15 protein-coding genes are annotated in these 19,023 nt (G+C 53.6%); 9 read left to right on the top strand and 6 right to left on the bottom strand.

Annotated features, from left to right (window positions below; all coding sequences use genetic code 11):
• Positions 1-28 precede the first annotated feature (28 nt).
• The 5 genes from KNP60_RS09615 to guaC all read left to right on the top strand — a co-directional run bounded on the left by KNP60_RS09615 (position 29) and on the right by guaC (position 8,090).
• Positions 29-2,038 carry a catalase gene (locus tag KNP60_RS09615; RefSeq protein WP_214754403.1) on the top strand — a complete coding sequence of 670 codons (2,010 nt, stop codon included), beginning with the start codon at positions 29-31 and terminating at the stop codon, positions 2,036-2,038.
• A gap of 120 nt (positions 2,039-2,158) precedes the next feature.
• Positions 2,159-3,415 (top strand): MFS transporter, encoded by a 1,257-nt coding sequence (locus KNP60_RS09610; protein WP_214797368.1) that lies wholly within the window; start codon positions 2,159-2,161, stop codon positions 3,413-3,415.
• A 139-nt stretch (positions 3,416-3,554) separates the two neighbouring features.
• A complete protein-coding gene (locus KNP60_RS09605) occupies positions 3,555-4,739 on the top strand; it encodes an MFS transporter (RefSeq protein ID WP_034780462.1) in 1,185 nt (394 codons plus the stop codon).
• A 110-nt stretch (positions 4,740-4,849) separates the two neighbouring features.
• Complete coding sequence (locus KNP60_RS09600) at positions 4,850-6,907, top strand: PAS domain S-box protein (RefSeq protein WP_214797367.1); 2,058 nt, start codon at positions 4,850-4,852, stop codon at positions 6,905-6,907.
• Positions 6,908-7,106: 199 nt separating this feature from the next.
• Positions 7,107-8,090, top strand: a complete 984-nt coding sequence (guaC, locus tag KNP60_RS09595; protein ID WP_214708298.1) for a GMP reductase — start codon at positions 7,107-7,109, stop codon at positions 8,088-8,090.
• Positions 8,091-8,118: 28 nt separating this feature from the next.
• Here the strand turns inward: guaC and KNP60_RS09590 are convergent, their stop codons facing one another.
• The 4 genes from KNP60_RS09590 to KNP60_RS09575 are packed head-to-tail and all read right to left on the bottom strand — an operon-like array spanning position 8,119 to position 13,361.
• Entirely contained in the window at positions 8,119-8,556 is a 438-nt protein-coding gene (locus KNP60_RS09590; protein ID WP_214754409.1) for a GNAT family N-acetyltransferase, read from the bottom strand.
• On the bottom strand, positions 8,556-9,416 hold the full coding sequence (locus KNP60_RS09585; protein ID WP_214708295.1) for an MBL fold metallo-hydrolase: 861 nt from the start codon (positions 9,414-9,416) through the stop codon (positions 8,556-8,558). The genes KNP60_RS09590 and KNP60_RS09585 overlap by 1 nt, the downstream gene beginning before the upstream one ends.
• Positions 9,403-10,164, bottom strand: a complete 762-nt coding sequence (locus tag KNP60_RS09580; protein WP_214797366.1) for a P-loop NTPase family protein — start codon at positions 10,162-10,164, stop codon at positions 9,403-9,405. Before KNP60_RS09580 ends, KNP60_RS09585 begins: the two co-directional genes overlap by 14 nt.
• Before the next feature lie 14 nt (positions 10,165-10,178).
• On the bottom strand, positions 10,179-13,361 hold the full coding sequence (locus KNP60_RS09575; RefSeq protein ID WP_214797365.1) for an EAL domain-containing protein: 3,183 nt from the start codon (positions 13,359-13,361) through the stop codon (positions 10,179-10,181).
• 152 nt (positions 13,362-13,513) lie between these two features.
• Here KNP60_RS09575 and KNP60_RS09570 point away from each other — a divergent pair, with 152 nt between their 5' ends.
• Entirely contained in the window at positions 13,514-13,825 is a 312-nt protein-coding gene (locus KNP60_RS09570) for a hypothetical protein (protein ID WP_214754417.1), read from the top strand.
• Positions 13,826-13,864: 39 nt separating this feature from the next.
• Here the strand turns inward: KNP60_RS09570 and KNP60_RS09565 are convergent, their stop codons facing one another.
• The gene (locus KNP60_RS09565) at positions 13,865-14,857 is read right to left on the bottom strand and encodes an LLM class flavin-dependent oxidoreductase (RefSeq protein ID WP_214754419.1); all 993 of its coding nucleotides are present in this window, start codon (positions 14,855-14,857) and stop codon (positions 13,865-13,867) included.
• 275 nt (positions 14,858-15,132) lie between these two features.
• Between KNP60_RS09565 and KNP60_RS09560 the strand changes: the two genes are divergently transcribed.
• Together KNP60_RS09560 and KNP60_RS09555 are read left to right on the top strand one after the other, a co-directional pair.
• Positions 15,133-16,509: a YjiH family protein gene (locus KNP60_RS09560; RefSeq protein WP_214797364.1), complete on the top strand. Its 1,377-nt coding sequence runs from the start codon at positions 15,133-15,135 to the stop codon at positions 16,507-16,509.
• Between the two features lie 73 nt (positions 16,510-16,582).
• Positions 16,583-17,242 carry a C39 family peptidase gene (locus KNP60_RS09555; RefSeq protein ID WP_034780443.1) on the top strand — a complete coding sequence of 220 codons (660 nt, stop codon included), beginning with the start codon at positions 16,583-16,585 and terminating at the stop codon, positions 17,240-17,242.
• Here the strand turns inward: KNP60_RS09555 and KNP60_RS09550 are convergent.
• The gene (locus tag KNP60_RS09550) at positions 17,230-18,039 is read right to left on the bottom strand and encodes a hypothetical protein (protein WP_034780440.1); all 810 of its coding nucleotides are present in this window, start codon (positions 18,037-18,039) and stop codon (positions 17,230-17,232) included. The genes KNP60_RS09555 and KNP60_RS09550 overlap by 13 nt on opposite strands.
• 95 nt (positions 18,040-18,134) lie before the next feature.
• Here KNP60_RS09550 and rluF point away from each other — a divergent pair, with 95 nt between their 5' ends.
• Positions 18,135-18,845, top strand: coding sequence for a 23S rRNA pseudouridine(2604) synthase RluF (gene rluF / locus KNP60_RS09545; RefSeq protein WP_034780438.1), 711 nt, complete (start codon positions 18,135-18,137; stop codon positions 18,843-18,845).
• Positions 18,846-19,023 lie beyond the last annotated feature (178 nt).

The raw sequence follows: 19,023 nt of genomic DNA, 5'->3' as shown, positions 1-19,023 counted from the left end.
TGTGCATACTTAAAGGGGAGGCAATAACATGGGGAACAAGAAAGAAGAGCAATTAAAACAACATATGATCGATAACGAGCAGCAAGCCGGGCTCACGACGAACCAAGGTCTAAAGATGGCGGAGGATGAGTTTTCGCTCAAAGCCGGGCGACGCGGACCGACGCTCATCGAGGACTTCCATTTCCGTGAGAAGATGACGCACTTCGACCACGAACGGATTCCTGAACGCATCGTGCATGCGCGTGGCGTCGGGGCCCACGGGGAGTTCCAAGTGTACGAGTCGCTCGCTGACTATACGAAAGCCGACTTCTTGAACGACCCGTCGAAAGTGACGCCTGTGTTCGTCCGCTTCTCGACGGTGCAAGGCTCGCGCGGTTCTGGGGACACCGTCCGCGACGTCCGAGGCTTCGCGACGAAGTTCTACACGGATGAAGGGAACTATGACCTTGTCGGGAACAACATGCCCGTCTTCTTCATCCAAGACGCCATCAAATTCCCGGACCTCGTCCATGCCGTGAAACCGGAACCGCACACGGAAGTGCCGCAAGGCGGAAGTGCCCACGACACGTTCTGGGACTTCGTCGGTCAAAACCATGAGGCGGCTCACCACGTGATGTGGGCGATGAGCGACCGCGGCATCCCGCGCAGCCTACGCATGATGGAAGGGTTCGGCGTGCACACGTTCCGACTCGTCAACAAGGAAGGCAAGGCACATTTCGTCAAATTCCATTGGAAACCAAAACTTGGCGTCCATTCGCAAGTGTGGGACGAAGCACAGAAGGCGCTCGGGAAGAACGCCGACTTCCACCGTGTCGACTTGTATGAAGCAATCGATAAAGGCGATTACCCGGAATGGGAACTCGGGCTTCAAATCATCGCGGAAGAAGATGAGTTCAAGTTCGACTTCGATATTCTTGATCCGACGAAACTTTGGCCGGAAGAAGACGTGCCCGTCAAACTTGTCGGCAAGATGATGCTCAACCGCAACGTCGATAACTTCTTCGCCGAGACCGAGCAAGTCGCGTTCCACCCTGGCCATCTCGTGCCTGGGATCGACTTCTCAAACGATCCGCTCCTGCAAGGACGCCTGTTCTCGTACACCGATACCCAGTTATCACGTCTTGGAGGACCGAACTTCCATCAACTCCCGATCAACAAACCGGTCTGCCCGTTCCATAACAACCAGCGCGACGGGATGCATCAGATGGCCGTTCATAAAGGACAGACAAGCTACCACAAAAATGCGCTCAACAACAATCAACCCGAGCCTGTTCCAGCCGAGCAAGGTGGGTTCGAGCACTATCAAGAGAAAATCGACGGGCACAAGATTCGTGGTCGAAGCGACAGCTTCCTCGACTTCTATTCGCAAGCGAAGCTCTTCTATAACAGCATGACCGACGTCGAAAAGCAGCACATTCAAGACGCTTACAGCTTCGAGCTCGGCAAATGTGAGTCGGACATGGTCAAAGAGAACGCCGTCGATTTGTTGAATCGCATCGACCGTCACCTCGCCTCTGTCGTCGCTGACAACTTAGGCGTCGAGCTTCCGGACGAGAACAATGAAGTCGTCTCGGACAAGACCTCACCGGCGCTCAGCATGGCCAATACAATCGCGAAACCGGACACGAAGAGCGTCGCCGTCCTGCTCGCCGGAGACGTCGATGCCGCGCAAGTGAAGGCGTGGGTCCAGGTGTTCGCTGACAACAAGGTCAATTACAGCCTCGTCGGGAAGAAGTCGTATACGCTCGGCGACCTTAAAGTGAAAGAGACGTATGATACGGTCGATTCGAGCCTGTTCGATGCCGCTTTCCTCGTCAGCACCGCGACCTCGGTCGAGGACGACGTGCTCGAATTCATCGAGAACACGTATAAGCACTTCAAGCCACTCGCGCTACATTTGCACCACGATGAAGTGCTCGACCGCTGCCGGGTGAAGACAGATCAACCAGGTGTCTACACGTTCAAACAACATAGTCTCGATGGTTTCGATACGTTTATCGACGGCATCGCGCAAGGACGGTTCTGGGACCGCGCCTAATGTGAACAGTTCAAGGATTCGACCCAAAACGGTGGGTCGAATCCTTTTGACGTGCTTCCCTTCCCCTCCGCTCTAGCGATATACTAGGTGGGGTATATAGCGTAAAGGAGGAAAGACTGGATGCGAAAAGAGTTTGCTACATATGTGGAAAACCTTGAACTGCAACGACAATTATACAAACGAACGTTAGTCACTGTCGTGCTCTCACAAATATTTGGAGGGGCCGGCCTCGCCGCCGGGATCACGGTCGGCGCCTTGCTGGCCCGTGATTTACTCGGGACCGACGCATACGCGGGCGTTCCGACGGCACTGTTCACGCTCGGTTCCGCCGCCGCCGCCTTTTTGATCGGGTTGATGTCACAGCGGGTCGGACGCCGCTTCGGACTGGCGACCGGGTTCTTGACCGGTGCTCTCGGAGCGGTCGGGGTCATCATTGCCGCGACGCTCGAGAGCGTACCGCTCTTGTTCATCTCACTCCTTATCTACGGGGCGGGGACAGCGACAAACCTCCAAGCCCGTTACGCCGGGACAGATTTGGCGAATGCGACGGAGCGAGCGACCGCGGTCAGTATCGCGATGGTCTCGACGACGTTCGGGGCTGTCGCCGGACCGAACTTGGTCGAGCCGATGGGACGTGTCGCCGACGGGCTCGGATTGCCGACACTATCAGGACCATTTTTGCTTGCGGGGGTAGCCTATCTCTTCGCCGGCCTCATTTTGCTCGTATTCTTGAACCCTGACCCGCTTCTCGTCGCCCGTGCCATCGAGGCGAAACGGCAAGAAACCATCGACACATCAGTCCATCCGGTTGAATCGACGCATGACCGCCGGGGTGTCTATGTCGGTGCGTTCGTCATGATCCTCAGCCAGATTGTGATGGTCGCCATCATGACGATGACGCCCGTTCATATGCGCCACCACGGACACGAGCTCGGTGCCGTCGGGCTCGTCATCGGGTTCCATATCGGGGCGATGTACTTGCCGTCCCTCGTGACAGGCGTTCTCGTCGACCGGATCGGCCGTGAAATCATGGCGATTGCCTCGGGGGTGACCTTGTTCTTCGCCGGGGTCGTCGCCGCTTTTGCCCCAGCCGACTCTCTCTTCTTGTTGATTGTCGGGCTCGTCCTGCTCGGTGTCGGGTGGAACTTTGGTCTCATCAGCGGGACCGCCATCCTCGTCGATGCGACGTCGACGGAGACGCGCGCGAAGACACAAGGCTCAGTTGATGTTTGGATTGCCTTAGCCGGCGCATCAGGAGGGATGCTCTCGGGCGTCATCGCCGCCCAGTCGAGTTATCTGACCTTGTCACTGCTCGGCGGCGTCATCTCCCTCGTGCTCGTCCCGCTTGTCCTCTGGTATCGCCGTCATCTAGCCTGACGACCGACCGATGCGTGAACACGCATCGGTTTTTCTAGTGACAAGCGTCTGTTCGGACAAACCTCCATCCTTTTGTTATACTCCTTTAGTTATGTTTGTTAACTATTTAGAATCAAATGGATAAGGAGGCGGGCCGACGATGCAACTGACCGCACAAAAACTATGGACGAAAGATTTTCTCATCATCTCCCTCGTCAACTTCTTCTTGACGCTCATCTTCTTCTTGCTAATGGTAACCATCGGCGTTCATGCCGTTTCCACATATGGGGCTTCGACGAGCGAGGCCGGGCTTGTCACCGGCATTTTTATTATCGGGACGCTCGTCGGGAGACTCTTCATCGGACGCTTGATCGATTCGATCGGACGGCGCAAGACGCTTCTCATCGGTCTCACCTTCTTCACGGCGACGATTTTGCTCTATTTTATCGACCTCGGCGTTGGCTTTTTGCTGTTCACCCGCTTCGTTCACGGTCTCGGAATGGGACTGTCGAGTACGGCGACCGGAACGATCGTCGCCCAGGTCATCCCCGGCTCTCGAAAAGGCGAAGGCATCGGCTATTACAGCATGAGCTCGACACTCGCCACCGCCATCGGCCCGTTCGTCGGCCTGATGATGAGTCAGTACACGAGCTTCTCGGTCATCTTCCTAACTTGTCTCGTCGTCGGACTCATCAGTCTAGGAAGTGCCTTGTTCGTGAACGTCCCTGAGGCCGACAATCCAGAAGTTGTTCGGGGCTTGTCACTGAGTGCCTTCGTCGAACCAAAGGCGTTGCCAATTGCACTCATCATTGGCGTCGCGGCCCTCAGTTACTCGAGCGTGTTGTCTTATATCAATTTCTATGCGAGTGAACTCGATCTCGTGGAAGCGGCGAGTATTTTCTTCCTTGTCTATTCTATTGCGGTCCTGATTTCGCGGCCGATCACCGGGCGCCTGATGGACGCGCGAGGGGCCAACATCGTCATGTACCCGGCCATCGCCTTCTTTGCGATCGGCATGCTCGTCTTGAGCCAAGCAAACAACGCAGTCATGCTGTTACTCGCCGGGGCGCTAATCGGATTAGGATTCGGGAATATCCAATCCGGCACACAAGCGATCGCCGTCAAAGCGGCGTCCCCTCACCGGATGGGCATGGCCACGTCGACCTTCTTCATCGCCTTGGACGCGGGTCTAGGATTCGGGCCTTATTTTATTGGCTTGCTCATTCCGTTGACCGGTTTTTCAACGCTCTATCTGTTGCTTGCCGGCGTCGTCTCCTTTACGTTGTTCCTCTATTACTTGATGAACGGTCGCCACGAGCGATCCGAAATGAAACAAGCTGCCTGACAGGACTTTTTACAGTCCTGTCTTTTTTAGAATGTTCACACATTTCATCGTCACTTACGGTAATATGAGAATGACGCGCCGAAAAGTTTTTGATTGAAATGAGGGACATGATGCACGCCGACCAGACAATCCAACACTATTCCTCCGTCCTCCTCCGAACGTTCGACAAAATCTCTGATTTTGTCTTCTTCATGGAAGTGGACGGTTCAACTTATCGCTATATATTTGTAAACGAGCCGGGGAAGCAGGCGATCGGCTGGACAGATGCCGATATCGGGAAACGTGTCGAGGACATGGTCCCGCCCGAGACAGCCGCTCTCGTCACACGACATTACGAGGAGGCTGTTCGGGAGCGAAAGAGTATCGTCTTCGAAGACTACCGCCTGGCCGAACCTTCTTACTCGGTCCAACCCGTCTCACATGAGATTCAACTACCGGTTCATTACTACGAATCCGAGGTGACCCCGGTCTTCGACGAGGCAGGCGTCTGCACACACGTCATCTCGGTCGTCCGGGAAGTGACGGAGCGGAAGCGTCGTGAACTCGAACTATCGATTCTGAAAGACCAGCACGAGTCGCTCCGGCGCTACTCGCCGCATGGCATCTTCGTCCTCGATGACGCGTTTCGCGTCCAATCGATCAACCCCGCTGCCACGCAAATCACGGGTTACGGAGAAGATGATTTGTTAGGCGAGTCATTTTTAGCATGGTTGCCAGAGTCAGAACGAATGCTCGTCGACGACGGTCTCCGCTTTGCCTTGTCCGGCACCCCGCACAAATACGGGATCACGGCGCTTCAAAAGACCGGGGATTTCCTCGACTTGGCCATCTTGAATATTCCGATTGAAGTCGGAGGCCGAATCACGGGTCTGTTCGCCATCATTATTGACCATACTCCGGAGAAAAATGCCGAGCGTGCGACCCAAGAGAGCGAGCGTCGCTATCGCCAACTGATCGAGACGATTCCGGAAGGGATTATCGTTCATAAAGACGGCGTCATTCTATACGCCAACGCCCTAGCGCTAGAAACGATCGGAGAGACGAATATCGAGCGCGAATCAATCTTTAAATTTGTCGCCTCGGAATTTCATGAGACGACAAAGGCGCGCCTCCAAGCCTTACGGCAAGGTGATCCCGTTCAAGACACGGAAATCGTGCTCCTCACGCCGAGAGGACGAAGACTACATATGGACATCGGCAGCCTGCTCATCGATTACGAAGGTACGACTGCCGTCATGACTTTGTTGCGCGACGTCACCGAGAAGCGTGAGATGGAGCGCGCCCTGCACCAAAGTGAGACGCAATATCGCCTCATTACGGAGAACATGAGCGACCTCGTCTGTATCCTCGAGCGTGACGGTCAAGTGCGCTACGCTTCGCCGTCCCACAAGACCGTGCTTGGATATGCGCCCGAGCTTTACGAGGGTAAAAATACGCTCGACTTCATCCATCCGAATGACGTCGAGTCCGCGAGACGACAACTCGACACGATGACAGCGTCGAGCGAACCGCTCACCCTCGAATTTCGTCACCTGCACCAGGATGGACGTTGGATTTGGCTCGAGACGAAGATTCAAGCGATTTACGACGACGTCGGCCAGCTGCTCCATTATTTGACGGTCACGCGGGAGATCATGAAACGCAAAGTGTTAGAGAAACAGCTCAAGCACCTGGCTTACCATGACACGTTGACCGACTTGCCGAATCGGCGCTACTTCCTCGCCTACTTGGAAGAGACATTGGTGCGATTGGATGAAGAGGACGAGTCTCTCGCCGTCCTCTCGCTCGATATCGACTGTTTCAAACAGATTAACGACACACTCGGACATGACATCGGCGACGAACTGCTACGCCAATTCTCTGCTCGCCTGACCGATGTCTTGCGAAACCAAGACGTGATTGCAAGGTTTGGCGGTGATGAGTTTTCGGTGCTCATCCGCTACACGGAATCCGATGCCCCGAGACGAGTGGCCGAAAAGCTTGTCACCGCGCTCCAACTTCCGTGGTTAATCGAAGGACATACGTTCGTTACAACCTCGAGCGTCGGGGTCGCCCCTTACCGACCAGGAATGTCGACGAAACAATTGCTCAAACACGCGGATTTGGCACTATATGAAGCCAAGGCCAATGGACGAAATCAATATGTCGTTTTTAAAGACCGCTCCTGAGCGGTCTTATTTCACGTGAAACACAGAAGACAGTACCTAAACACGAACATTAAAGATGATTAACCAGCGATCATCAAGAATTTTTATCTTTTATCGCTATATCCCTTTGACATATGCTCTAATTTACGTTACATTACCGAATGGGCGAAGTATTTATCATTCAACGAATCTAATTGTTCGTAAATAGGGGTGTGACAACATGGATAAAGTATTTGATTATGAAGATATTCAATTGATTCCCGCAAAATGTATCGTCGACAGCAGGTCTGAATGTGATGCGAGCGTGACGCTTGGGGGCTTTACGTTCCGACTTCCGGTCGTGCCTGCCAATATGCAGACGATCATCGATGAGAAAGTCGCCTTATCGCTGGCCGAGAACGGTTACTTCTACATCATGCATCGCTTCCATCCAGAGACGCGGCTCAAGTTCATCGAAGACATGCATGGACGCGGGTTGTATGCATCGATCAGTGTCGGTGTGAAAGAAGATGAGTATCGGTTCGTCGAGATGCTGGCCGAATCCGGGCATACGCCGGAGTTCATCACGATCGATATCGCGCACGGTCATTCGAACGCGGTCATCCGCATGATTCAACACATCAAACACCACCTTCCAGGCTCGTTCGTCATCGCCGGCAACGTCGGGACCCCGGAAGCAGTCCGGGAACTCGAGCATGCCGGGGCGGATGCGACGAAGGTCGGTATCGGACCGGGCAAAGTCTGTATCACGAAAATCAAGACAGGCTTCGGCACGGGCGGTTGGCAACTCGCCGCGCTCCGTTGGTGTGCCAAGGCGGCGACGAAACCGATTATCGCGGATGGGGGCATCCGGACACATGGGGACATCGCCAAATCGATTCGCTTTGGGGCATCGATGGTCATGATTGGTTCGTTGTTCGCCGGCCACGACGAGTCACCGGGCGAGACGTTCGAACAGGACGGGAAGTTGCTCAAAGAATACTTCGGGTCGGCTTCTGAATTCCAAAAAGGGGAACGGAAAAACGTCGAAGGCAAGAAAGTGTTCGTCGAGCATAAAGGGGCGCTCCAAGACACGTTGACCGAGATGGAGCAAGACCTCCAATCGGCCATCTCTTACTCGGGTGGGGACAATCTCGATGCATTGCGCACCGTCGATTACGTCATGGTGAAAAACTCAATCTTCAACGGGGATAAAGTGTACTAAAAAAAGCGGCTCGCGTGAGCCGCTTTTTTTATGCATCAATCAATCGTTTCGTCATCATATAGTAATCAGAGCCAGGCGGATAGTCGTATAGGACGCCCGCTACCTCATAACCGAAGCGCTCATAAAACGTCTTCGCCTGAAACGAGAACGTCGTCAACTTGACGCGCGTCGCCCCGAGTTCGCGGGCCAACCGCTCCCCTTCCTCGAGCAGACGGCTTCCCAGGCCTGTTCCCGCATGTTCTGACGCGACCCATAACCGGTCCAAGTCGAACCAGCCCCAATAGACGCTCCCAAACAACCCTGCGATCATTTCCCCGTCGTGTTCCACTTTCAGCTGAACGACCGGGACGTCAGCATTGCGGATCTCGCGATGGTGCATCGAGTGAGCGTCATTGAACGTTCGCAACCGACTCGTCAAAAACTGTTGAAACGTTTCGTCTTCGTCGTGAATCCGTTTGATTTCCATCACGCTTCCCCACTCGAGCCGTTCACGAAGAACGAAATCAGCTCTTGTTCTTCCTCGTCGACCGAGCGCCCCGTCAAACGTTCGTACTGTGCGGTTATCTTTTCCTTATTTCCTGGGAAATCAATAGTGATTTGGGCCAAACTCCGTAATATGTCTCGGTCTTTCTCGTACTCGAGACGGGTCACGACTTGACCGTGCGACCAGACGTACGCCTCGGCCTCGAACTGGTCGAGCACCTCTAAAAGGCGAAGCGTCTGGGCCGGCGTCATCCGCCAAGACGGCGCGTACAAGTTCGCATAGAGGGCATCCCCTAAAAACAGTACCTTTTCCTCTGGTACGTAAGCCACGACCGCATCGGCAGCATGATCTCCACCGACATGCTTTAAGAGGACGTGGACCCCGCCAAGGTCGAGCGTGATTGTATCATCGAACGTCACGGTCGGTAAGACGACACGCATCGACCTGTCTTCACCGTATTCGAGTTGGATCGCCTCCGCGCAAAACGCGATTTCACGTCCGTCCTCGACCCGTTCGGCCAACGCCTCATCGTCCCACGTGTAGGGAAGCAGTCGCTCGATTCCGGCTTTTGTCGCCGTGCTTGCAATCGAGACAGTATCGGTCAATGCCGACAATCCAAAAACATGGTCCCAGTGCCAATGCGTCAACGCCACGAGCGTTGGGCGCTTGATTCCTTGTACGGTCAAGGCGTCTAAAAATAAGTTCGTATGCGCCTCGGAGTTCCCTGCATCAATCATGAGTGTATGCGTGTCACCGACAACAGCTCCTAAAATCGGACGATCGGTCTCGGCGACAGGGGTCATGTACCAAAAGCGGTCGGAATATTGTTTAAGCGTCTGCATGACCGGCTCCTTCCTTATTCCATAATTTGTCGAACGCTTCGAGCGCTCTCCGTTCGTCATTGACGATCCGAATCGTTCGTAGCGGCAAATGACTCAACACCTTCAATTCACGTTGTTGCCGTTCTTCCAGAAGTCGAATCGTTCCTTCGATTCCAACCAATCCGTTCGCCCGGCCATACGCACGAGTCGTATAGTAGTCGACGAAACCTTGTTGCCACTCGGGCGGACGTTCCGCATACACATTACGAAACACAGCCGGGACATCGTTCGTCTCCAAGTACACAACCGTCGGATCAAGCGTAGTGATCAGGCCCGCCACGGTCTCAATATAACGCTCAATCTGTTCGTTCGGAACGTGTTGCGACACCATGCCGATCGTGAACGGATTTTGAAGAATGGCACACTCAAACACATAGTCTACCTCATCCCTTTGTGCACGTTCCACGAACCGATGCCAACGGCCGATCATGAGGTCGACATGTTTCTCGAACGGTAACTCATAGACGTCCGTGCCGTAGATGGCCTCTTCAGCCCGATAGCGGACCAATCGACCGTCTCTATCTTGATCGATGACCTCTCCCTCGAACCGTATGTCCCCTTCGACCCAATGGACGTCATGCAAATCGACCGGGTGGGACGCATCGATTTCCGAATAGAATTTGTAGGAATTCCCTCTCGTCACAAACGTTTCGGCGAATGTCGTCTTTCCGCTCCCAGGCAATCCTTCAATCAGCCACAACTTCCCCATCGTCCGTCTCCTTTTCAGTGTTCTTGATATGAGTCGTACACGTAGTATCCGTCCCCGCCACAGTTTTTCGCGACGTACATGGCCGCGTCCGAGTGATGGATGATCGCATCAAGGGATGCTTGGTCCATCCTAGAGTAGGCGACACCGACACTGGCTGATAATCTAAGTCTCAAGCCGTTCCCGACCGTCATTTCCTGGGAAATGACATGATTCAACTCGCCAAACACGGTTGGATCGAGCGCTTCCGGCTCCGCTTCGATGACGATTAAAAACTCGTCGCCCGCAAATCGGTACGCTTTCCCTGAAACCGTTTGGCTGAACGTGCGAATTCGTTTCGCCGTCTCGATGAGCACCTCGTCCCCGATCAAATGACCGTAGGAATCGTTTACTTGTTTAAAGTCATCTAAATCGATAAACAGCAGAGCGACCGTTTGCTTCCGATTCATTTTCTGTCTCAAATCGGTCATGAGCGAATGCCGGTTCGCCAGCTTCGTCAGCCCATCTTGGGTGATGAGCTCAATCACTTCTTGATGCTTGCGTTCACGTCGAATCTCGTTCTCCATCCAGCGGGTCACGAGCAGGATCGTATCGGTCATCTCGTTGATCGTCACCGTGTCGACGACATCGTCCAAGCTGCCTTGTTCAGCCAAAAAGACGACCCATCCGAACGTCTTCCCTTCATTCGCTAGTGGCAGGCTGATCATCGAGGCAAACTCGATTCCATCGATGACGAATTCGTTTCGACCCAGCTTTTGATGACCGATCGTCGTCAACGCGTGTAGTTGCTGCAACTCGTCTCTCGTCCAATCGAGTTTGCTTTCCCCATCCTCTGATAAGACGCGATAGGTGGATTCCGTCGAGAAAACGAGTGCGTGGGAATATCCAATCCAGTCACGGAGCACCGTCTGAATCCGTTTCAATTTATCACTGAACGGTTCGTGAATGGCCGTCACTTCATAGAGCGACTCGAGCGTCTGTTGCCGTCGGGCTTGCGCTCGCGCTTGCTCGGTCAATTCGATTTCCGCCATGACCCATCGGGCGAAATCTTCGAGCGTTTGCAGCGCCTCGGTATCGAAGCGACGCGACCGTTCGTCGGTCACGCATAGCGTACCGATGACGTGGCCGCTTCGCGTCAAGAGCGGCACACCGGCATAAAAACCGATTCCTTCGAGTAACGGATTGTCCGACATCGCCTCGGCCGTCCGTACATCCTCGATGACGAGCGCGGATTTTCCTGTCACGACACGGTCGCACAACGTCCACTTCCGCTCCACGCTCGAATTTTCAAGCGCGACCCCTTGGCACGATTTGATCCATTGTTGATCCGTCGTCAAAATCGAGATCAGTGCGACCGGCATATCCAACGTCCGGGCGACAAGCCGTGAGATCCGATCATACCGCTCTTCTCGCGGGGTGTTCAAAATTTCAAGCCGAAGGATTGTCTTCAGTCGTTCGGCCTCCGTCTCATCGAGTGACGTCATCGCCATGGCTTTATCTGACTCGCCCTGACGCAACGCCGCATGTTGTGAGACGAGCGCTTCAAGCGCCTGCTTGAGGTCAGAGGGTGGAAGGGGCCGACTGAAGAAGTATCCTTGAACCTCGTCACATCCGAGCTGATCAATCGCACGATACTGTACTTCAGTCTCAACACCTTCAGCCGTGACCTCTAAATTCAATTTCTTGGCGAGCGAGACGATCAGTTTGACGATTTCGTACTCTTTCAGCCCGTTGTCTTTGTCCAATTGATTGATGAACGAACGGTCGATCTTGATGCCATCGATATCAAACATTTTTAAATAGTTGAGCGACGAATAGCTGACCCCAAAATCGTCAATCAAAATCCGGAACCCCTTCGCTTTCAAATAATCGACTGTTTGAATGCCGAGGAGCGGTTCTTGCATGAGCGTATGCTCTGTGATTTCAAACTCGAACTGTTCCGGCAGCAGGCCATACGCCGAGAGAATCGGTAACAACTGCTGAATATAGTCTTGGCGGAACAATACCGGCGAGACGTTGATCGCGACACGTCGGCCTTCAAACAAGTCCGGCTGGTCAATCATGTCACGGCAGACCCGATCAAAGACGAACTCGGTAATATCCTCGATCAAAAGTGACTTTTCGGCAATCTTAATAAACGTTTCCGGCGAGACGTTCCCGAGTGCCGCGCTTTGCCAACGCACGAGCGCCTCGAAATGAACCGTTCCGTCCTGACAGCCGACTTTCGGCTGGTAGACGACGCTCAATTCATCCGCCTTCAACCCTTTGACGAGTTCCATCTCAATCGTCATCTCATCGATGTAGTGCTGCACGTAGTCATCTTTCTCGTACACTTTGATGATTTGTTTCCCAGCCTGTCTGGCCTCCAGGAGTGCTGTTGACGCGTTCATGATGACCCGGTCTGCATCCTCGGTTCCCGCACTGATTCCGAGGCAGCCGGACAAGGCGAATTCCGTCTCGGCAACTTGGTACGTGTAGTCGGCAATCGCCGCGAGCAGGCGCTCCCCATGCATCGTCGCCGTTTCGACCGACGTGTATGGTAAGACGGCGATAAAATCCTCCCCGTCGACGCGACCGATGATTGAGCCTTTCGGTAATAGGTTCGACAAGTGCCGAGTCATCTCTTTAATCAGGCGATGTGACCGCTCCACGCCTTGGAGGGACAGAATGATTTTGAATCGATTGATGTGCAGGCGCATGACGCTCGTCGCTTCCGATTCTTGTTTCAGGAACAATTTCTCGAGTTCGAGCTTCACTTTCATCAAGTTCGGCATCCCGGTCAAGTAGTCGATATTCTCGATGCTACTCAACAATTTCATTTCCGCCTCTTCCGATAAGTCCGTCGTCAAGCCGAGGACGTAACGCACCTCTCCCGCCTCGTTCTCGAGTGGCATGAGGACGGATGAGGCGAATCGGGCCGTGTTGGCGTCGATGTTCATCTTCGACATGAAATAGACGGGTTCATGCGAGGTGACGACTGCGTCGTAATGCACAATCAGCTCGTTGGCGACCTCGGCCGCGTACATGTCATGCAGATAACGTCCGCCTACGTCTTCCGGAAGTGAGGACGCCAGTTTCCCCTGCTCACTGACGCGCACATAACGGTAACCGTCAGGCGTCACTTCCATCAAAAACACCATCCGGTATAAATGAACGAAAACATCAAACAAATAATACGGGTCGATCTTCATCTGCTGCATACTGTACCTCCAGGCAATCTCCGTTTCCTCTAGTTTAGTTGTTTTAGACGATGTTGTTCACGAAACCGTTCAAAAAAAGGGGAAGCATTTTTTGAGATGTACTTAAAATCGGGTATAGATAGGTAAAAGTTGAAAAAGCGAGGTGAACCATCATGCTCAGTCGAAACGTCTACCCACAGACACGTCCAGGGAAATGGTCGGTCCTCTTGTTGCTCGCTGTGTTCTTTCTCTTAATCATCTCTGCCCTCATTGTCCAGTCGGGTCAACCATTCAATTTCGACACCCTATTCGACAACACGTGGGCTGCCGTCGTGTCGATATCGGCCGTCGTCGCCGCGTTCGGTGCGTTTGTCATTGGACTTTACACGATTTTCCGCAACCATGAGCGCTCGGTCGCCGTCTTCTTTACCGTCTCACTCGGTGGACTGGTCGCCCTGTTCGTCATCATGCAACTGTTTCTCTAATCGAAAACGCACCTATCCGTTAGGACAGGTGCGTTTTGGTCAGAGAAGCTCTTTGGCGAGGAGGCGGTAGACGTTCAGACGACTCTCTTGCGTATGTTGGATGCTGCAAATCATCGCCTCATCAAATCCATAATGGGCCGACTCTTCTTGTAGCTGCGTCGCGATTTGCTTCGGTGTCCCGACAAGATGAATCTTGCGGTTGTTGGCGATTTGAATCTTATCGACTTCGGTGAGGGGGTAATCGTGCGCCGCTTCCGGACTAAGCAGTTGACGGAGCTGGCCTTTCATCAAGAACAAGCGCGACAAATCCGACGGACGGGCCAAATACTCGGCTTCCTCTTCTGTCTCGGCCGTCGTGACGAGATACGTGACGCTAATGTCGGGCTTCTCCATGAACGCGGATGGGGTGAAGTGATGGCGATATGCGTCGAGCGCATCGACGCTCAGTTCACCGTTGAAAAACTGGGCGAACGAATAGCCGAGCCCCATCCGCCCTGCTTGAACGGCGCTGTTTCCGCTCGATCCAAGGAGCCACGCCTCAGGAAGCGTCACCCCGGTCGGAGCGGCCGGCGTGTTCTTATACCATCGCTCTTCCGGGGTCTCGTCGTTAATCAGTTGCAACGTCGTTCCAAGTTTTTCATACAAACCGTCCATCATCGGTTTTTGACCTTGTGACATCGCGTAGATGGCGTTAGGGTCTCCCCCCGGTGCCCGGCCGACCCCGAAGTCGATACGGCCCGGTGCGAGCGCGCTGAGTGTCTTGAACACTTCGGCCATCTTGAGCGGCGAATAGTGCATCATCATGATGCCACCCGACCCAAGACGAATCCGTTCCGTCTTCGCGGCGATATACGCTGCGACGACTTCCGGGGCCGAGCTCGCGAACGACATGCCTCCGTGGTGTTCGGCCATCCACATCCGGTAATATCCTAGTTCTTCTGCCACTTGGGCGAGTTCGACCGCGCTTTGCAACGCGTGTTCTGACGTATGGCCGGATGTCACCGGCGCTTGATCGAGTACACTTAATCTCATCTGTATCGCTCCGTTCCTAAAGTATATATGGTGAATATCTCGAATTTGTAAGACTCGCCGTCATCATACTAAAGTGAGCCCGAGAATACGAGCAGTTCGCTCGTGTGACCGTTTTCTTTTTTTCAGAAAATTGCAACGAGTTGTTGCCTGCTACGTATCCCCTTCTCTATAATGAACGAGAAGAAACTATTCTTTCATAGCGATTCGCTCACGCATGATGGGGACATGCGAGTGAGGCGCGCCAACTACTTTTTCGGGGAAAAGGGGTAAAACACATGAATCAGACACCGAACAAGCCTGACCAAGGCGGGACGTCATTCACGTCCAACGACTTTCTGAAATTCTTAATTCCTTCTTTGATCGGCCTCATGTTCTTCATCGTGCCCGTTCCGACCGAGGACGGATTTACGATTCCGGTCGCACTCTTGTCGAATCAGTTGATCGACCTCATCGGCGGGATCGTTCCGACGCTTGCCGTCATCATGATGGGCATCTCAGTGCTTGGATCATTATGGACGTATTTGGCTAAACCGGCGTTCATCCTAGAACGGCCACACTTCAATTCCCTGTTCAACGTCACACCGTTCTGGTTCGGGATGCGAGTCGTCGGTTTTATTGCCGGGGTGATGACGCTTCTCGTGATCGGACCGGAGATGATCACATCCGAATTCACTGGCGGACTCTTGCTGTATGATTTAATTCCGATTTTATTCGCGACGTTTTTATTTGCTGGGATGTTGCTCCCGCTCCTCTTGAACTTCGGTCTGCTCGAGTTTGTCGGGACGATGCTCATCAAAGTGATGCGCCCGCTCTTCAAACTTCCGGGCCGGGCCTCGCTCGACTCGCTCGCATCTTGGGTCGGGGACGCGACGATTGGGATTCTTTTGACGACAAAACAGTATGAGAACGGCTATTACACGAAACGAGAAGCTGCCGTCATCGCCACGACGTTCTCCGTCGTCTCGATCACGTTCACCATCGTCATCTTGTCGTATATGGAGCTCGACGCTTACTTCCTGCAATACTACGGAGCGATTGTCTTATCAGGGATTGTCGCAGCGCTGATTATGCCTCGGATTTATCCGTTGTCGAAAAAGGCTGATACACCGTACGAAGAAACTGAACTAAAACCGGAAGAACCGGTGCCGGCCAACGTGAAGATGCGGACGTGGGCGTTGCGCCAAGCGCTGTTGAAGTCGAAATCTAGCAAAGGTGCCGTCGCCACGTTCAAGGACGGTTTCCAAAACGTGCTCGACATGTGGCTCGGCATATTGCCGGTCGTCATGGCCGTCGGGACGATTGCGCTCGTCATTGCAGAATATACGCCGCTCTTCACGATTCTCGGTAAACCGTTCGAACCGATTTTGATGTTGCTCCAAGTTCCTGAAGCCGAAGCGGCTGCTCAGACGATGGTCGTCGGGTTCGCCGATATGTTCTTACCGGCTGTCCTCGGGAGCGGGATCGAGAGTGAGCTGACGCGGTTCGTCATCGCCACTGTATCGGTCACGCAGCTCATCTTCATGTCGGAAGTCGGGGGACTGCTGCTCGGATCGAAACTGCCGATTTCATTCTTTGACCTCGTCCTCATTTTCTTACTCCGGACGTTTATCACGTTACCTATCATCGTCGGGATCGCTCACTTAGTCTTTTGACGACACAACGCCTCTTCTCGTAGTTTCCTGAGAAGAGGCGTTGTTTGTATACTAAAGAAAAAGGAGGTGCGTCATGGAGCATCATTACGCAGGTCAGCTCGAGGTCGCAAAAAAAGGCTATGCCGGGATCGTCGACCCTGTGGCTTATGTGAACGACCGCTATCACGGCCATTGGACGATCAAAACCGAAAAGCGGATTGAAGGAGTTCCGGCGCTCCTGCAAAAAGCGTTCAACGGCGGCAAAAACAATTGTACGCTCACTTCGATGACGGCCGTCTTTCGTTATTACCGTGACCAAGGCTATGACCAAATCCCAGAGGACGTGTTCGAGATTCAACAAGATGCTCGCGCGATCGCACTCGCCCATCAGTTCAAAGACGAGAAAGGCACACCCCCGACCCGCATCGCGACAATCGTCACGAAACTGTGGGCCCACTACGGCTACAAAGGGCATAGCAGCTCACGTTATCTATGGAAATGGTCGACGTTCGAGCGCGAACTCGCGGCCGACCGTCCCTTCATCTTGAATATGGCGAACGGGTTCTATAAAAATCACTCTGTGACCGGAATCGGGTACATCATCTTCCGCAAACCCGGCTTTCCCGACGTCATCTTGCTCGAGGTGCTCGATAATCGGGTACGTGACGTCCGTTATATCGATTTCAACGAGTTCAACTTTTGGGGCAGCATCACGCGCGTCCATCCGCCAAAGCTTGACGTTCAGGCAAAATAACGACGAGCGCTCGTCTCGATGGCTGCCCCGATTCGAATCAGATGGTCTCGCTTCGCGTACGAACCGTGATGGAGTCCGAATACGTCTCGACCGTTCCCGAGACCGACGAACACTTCGGATGGTTTGAAATGCAGTCCGACCATCGGGACACCGAGCGTCGTATGATAACCAAGCTCGAACCGGGCACTCGGATACGCCTCGATTCGCTCACTGTAAGTGAATCCTTCAAACGACGCGCAGTTGTCCCGCCCAAGGACAATCAGACGAGACGGGTTCACATAACGGATCGTCCGTTGCAGCAAATCGAGTGACGTCGGGTGATCCATCCATTGTCGTCCCGTCCGCAACCGGCCCATCTGACGCCACGTCGCATATTTGAAGAAGTCGACATGGAGCGCGGACCCGTCGTAGAACGAGCGTCCCATGCCCTCCAGCAACGCTTCCAGTTTCGCCCCACCCCGCTTGCCGAACCAACTCGTCGTCGCTCGTCCGGCCTCAAAATAGGCCGCGGCGTGTTCAAGCGTCGCTTCGTGCGCCCTTTCGTCTTGAAGATAGGCATCGAGTGATTGGTCACGCCAATAAAATTTTTGCGACTCCCCACTTCTGACGCTACCGTCCCGTTCGAAAAACTCTCCGCGCGACGGGTTCGTCCCGATGGTGAGCCATTGTTCCTCCGTCGGTCTCCCGTACCATAGAACCGGGGACGCCCCATCAATCAGCTCTGCCTGAAACGACGACGTCATGAGCGCTTGTTGAAATCGTATCGCGTCTTGCAATAGCAAACGTGCCTGCTCCATCGTGCCACATCCTCTCTACTCGGTCGTTTCCCGCTTTCAGGCACATGTAAAATACGTTATAGTGAGAGGACGAAGCCAAAAAAGGACGTGGATCTATGCGTATCAACAAATTCATCAGTGAATCCGGCAAGGCGTCCCGCCGCCAAGCCGACCGCCTCATCGAAGAAGGACGGGTCACCATCAACGGGAAGAAAGCGAAAATCGGCGACCAAGTGAACCCAGGAGACGAAGTGCTCGTCAACGGTTCGGCCGCCCGCGTCGCACGAAACAACGTCTATATCGCCGTCCATAAACCGGTCGGCATCACGAGCACGACCGAGAAAAAGGTCAAAGGCAACTTGGTCGACCTCGTCAACCACCCGCTCCGCATCTTCAATATCGGCCGTCTCGATAAAGACTCGGAAGGACTCATCTTGATGACGAACGACGGTGATATCGTCAACGAGATCCTTCGCGCAGAGGGTGAGCACGAGAAAGAATACATCGTCTCGGTCGATAAGCCGATTACCCCGGAGTTCGTCGAACAGATGGAAGCCGGCGTCAAAATTCTCGGCCAGAAGACGTTGCCGTGTAAAGTCCACCAACTGTCGAAGTTCGATTTCAACATCACGCTGACGCAAGGACTCAACCGCCAAATCCGTCGCATGTGTGAAGTGCTCGGCTACGAGGTATACCGTCTTCAACGCGTACGTGTCATGAACATCACGCTCGGCAAGCTCCCGCCCGGACAATGGCGCGACCTGTCGAAGAAAGAGCGCGAGCAGTTGTTCCGCGAATTGAATTACGAACCGAAAGAATGGTATTAACCAGCAGGGAACAGTTTATTTTTTTTATTCGAATAAGGGTTATATAACATCACCTAATTGGTATATCAAAAGAAAAGGCTACAAACCTATGCCAAGGTTCAAACATCCAAAGTTGCCGATACGATATCGGGACACGTTCGATATCATCGAAAACATGTGACGAGCGTGATCGCACTTC

The sequence above is a fragment of the Exiguobacterium sp. s5 genome, from assembly GCF_018618075.1.
GTDB lineage: Bacteria > Bacillota > Bacilli > Exiguobacteriales > Exiguobacteriaceae > Exiguobacterium > Exiguobacterium mexicanum_A.
Note: the sequence above shows the minus strand (reverse complement) of the source record. Positions and strands in the feature narration are given on the sequence as shown.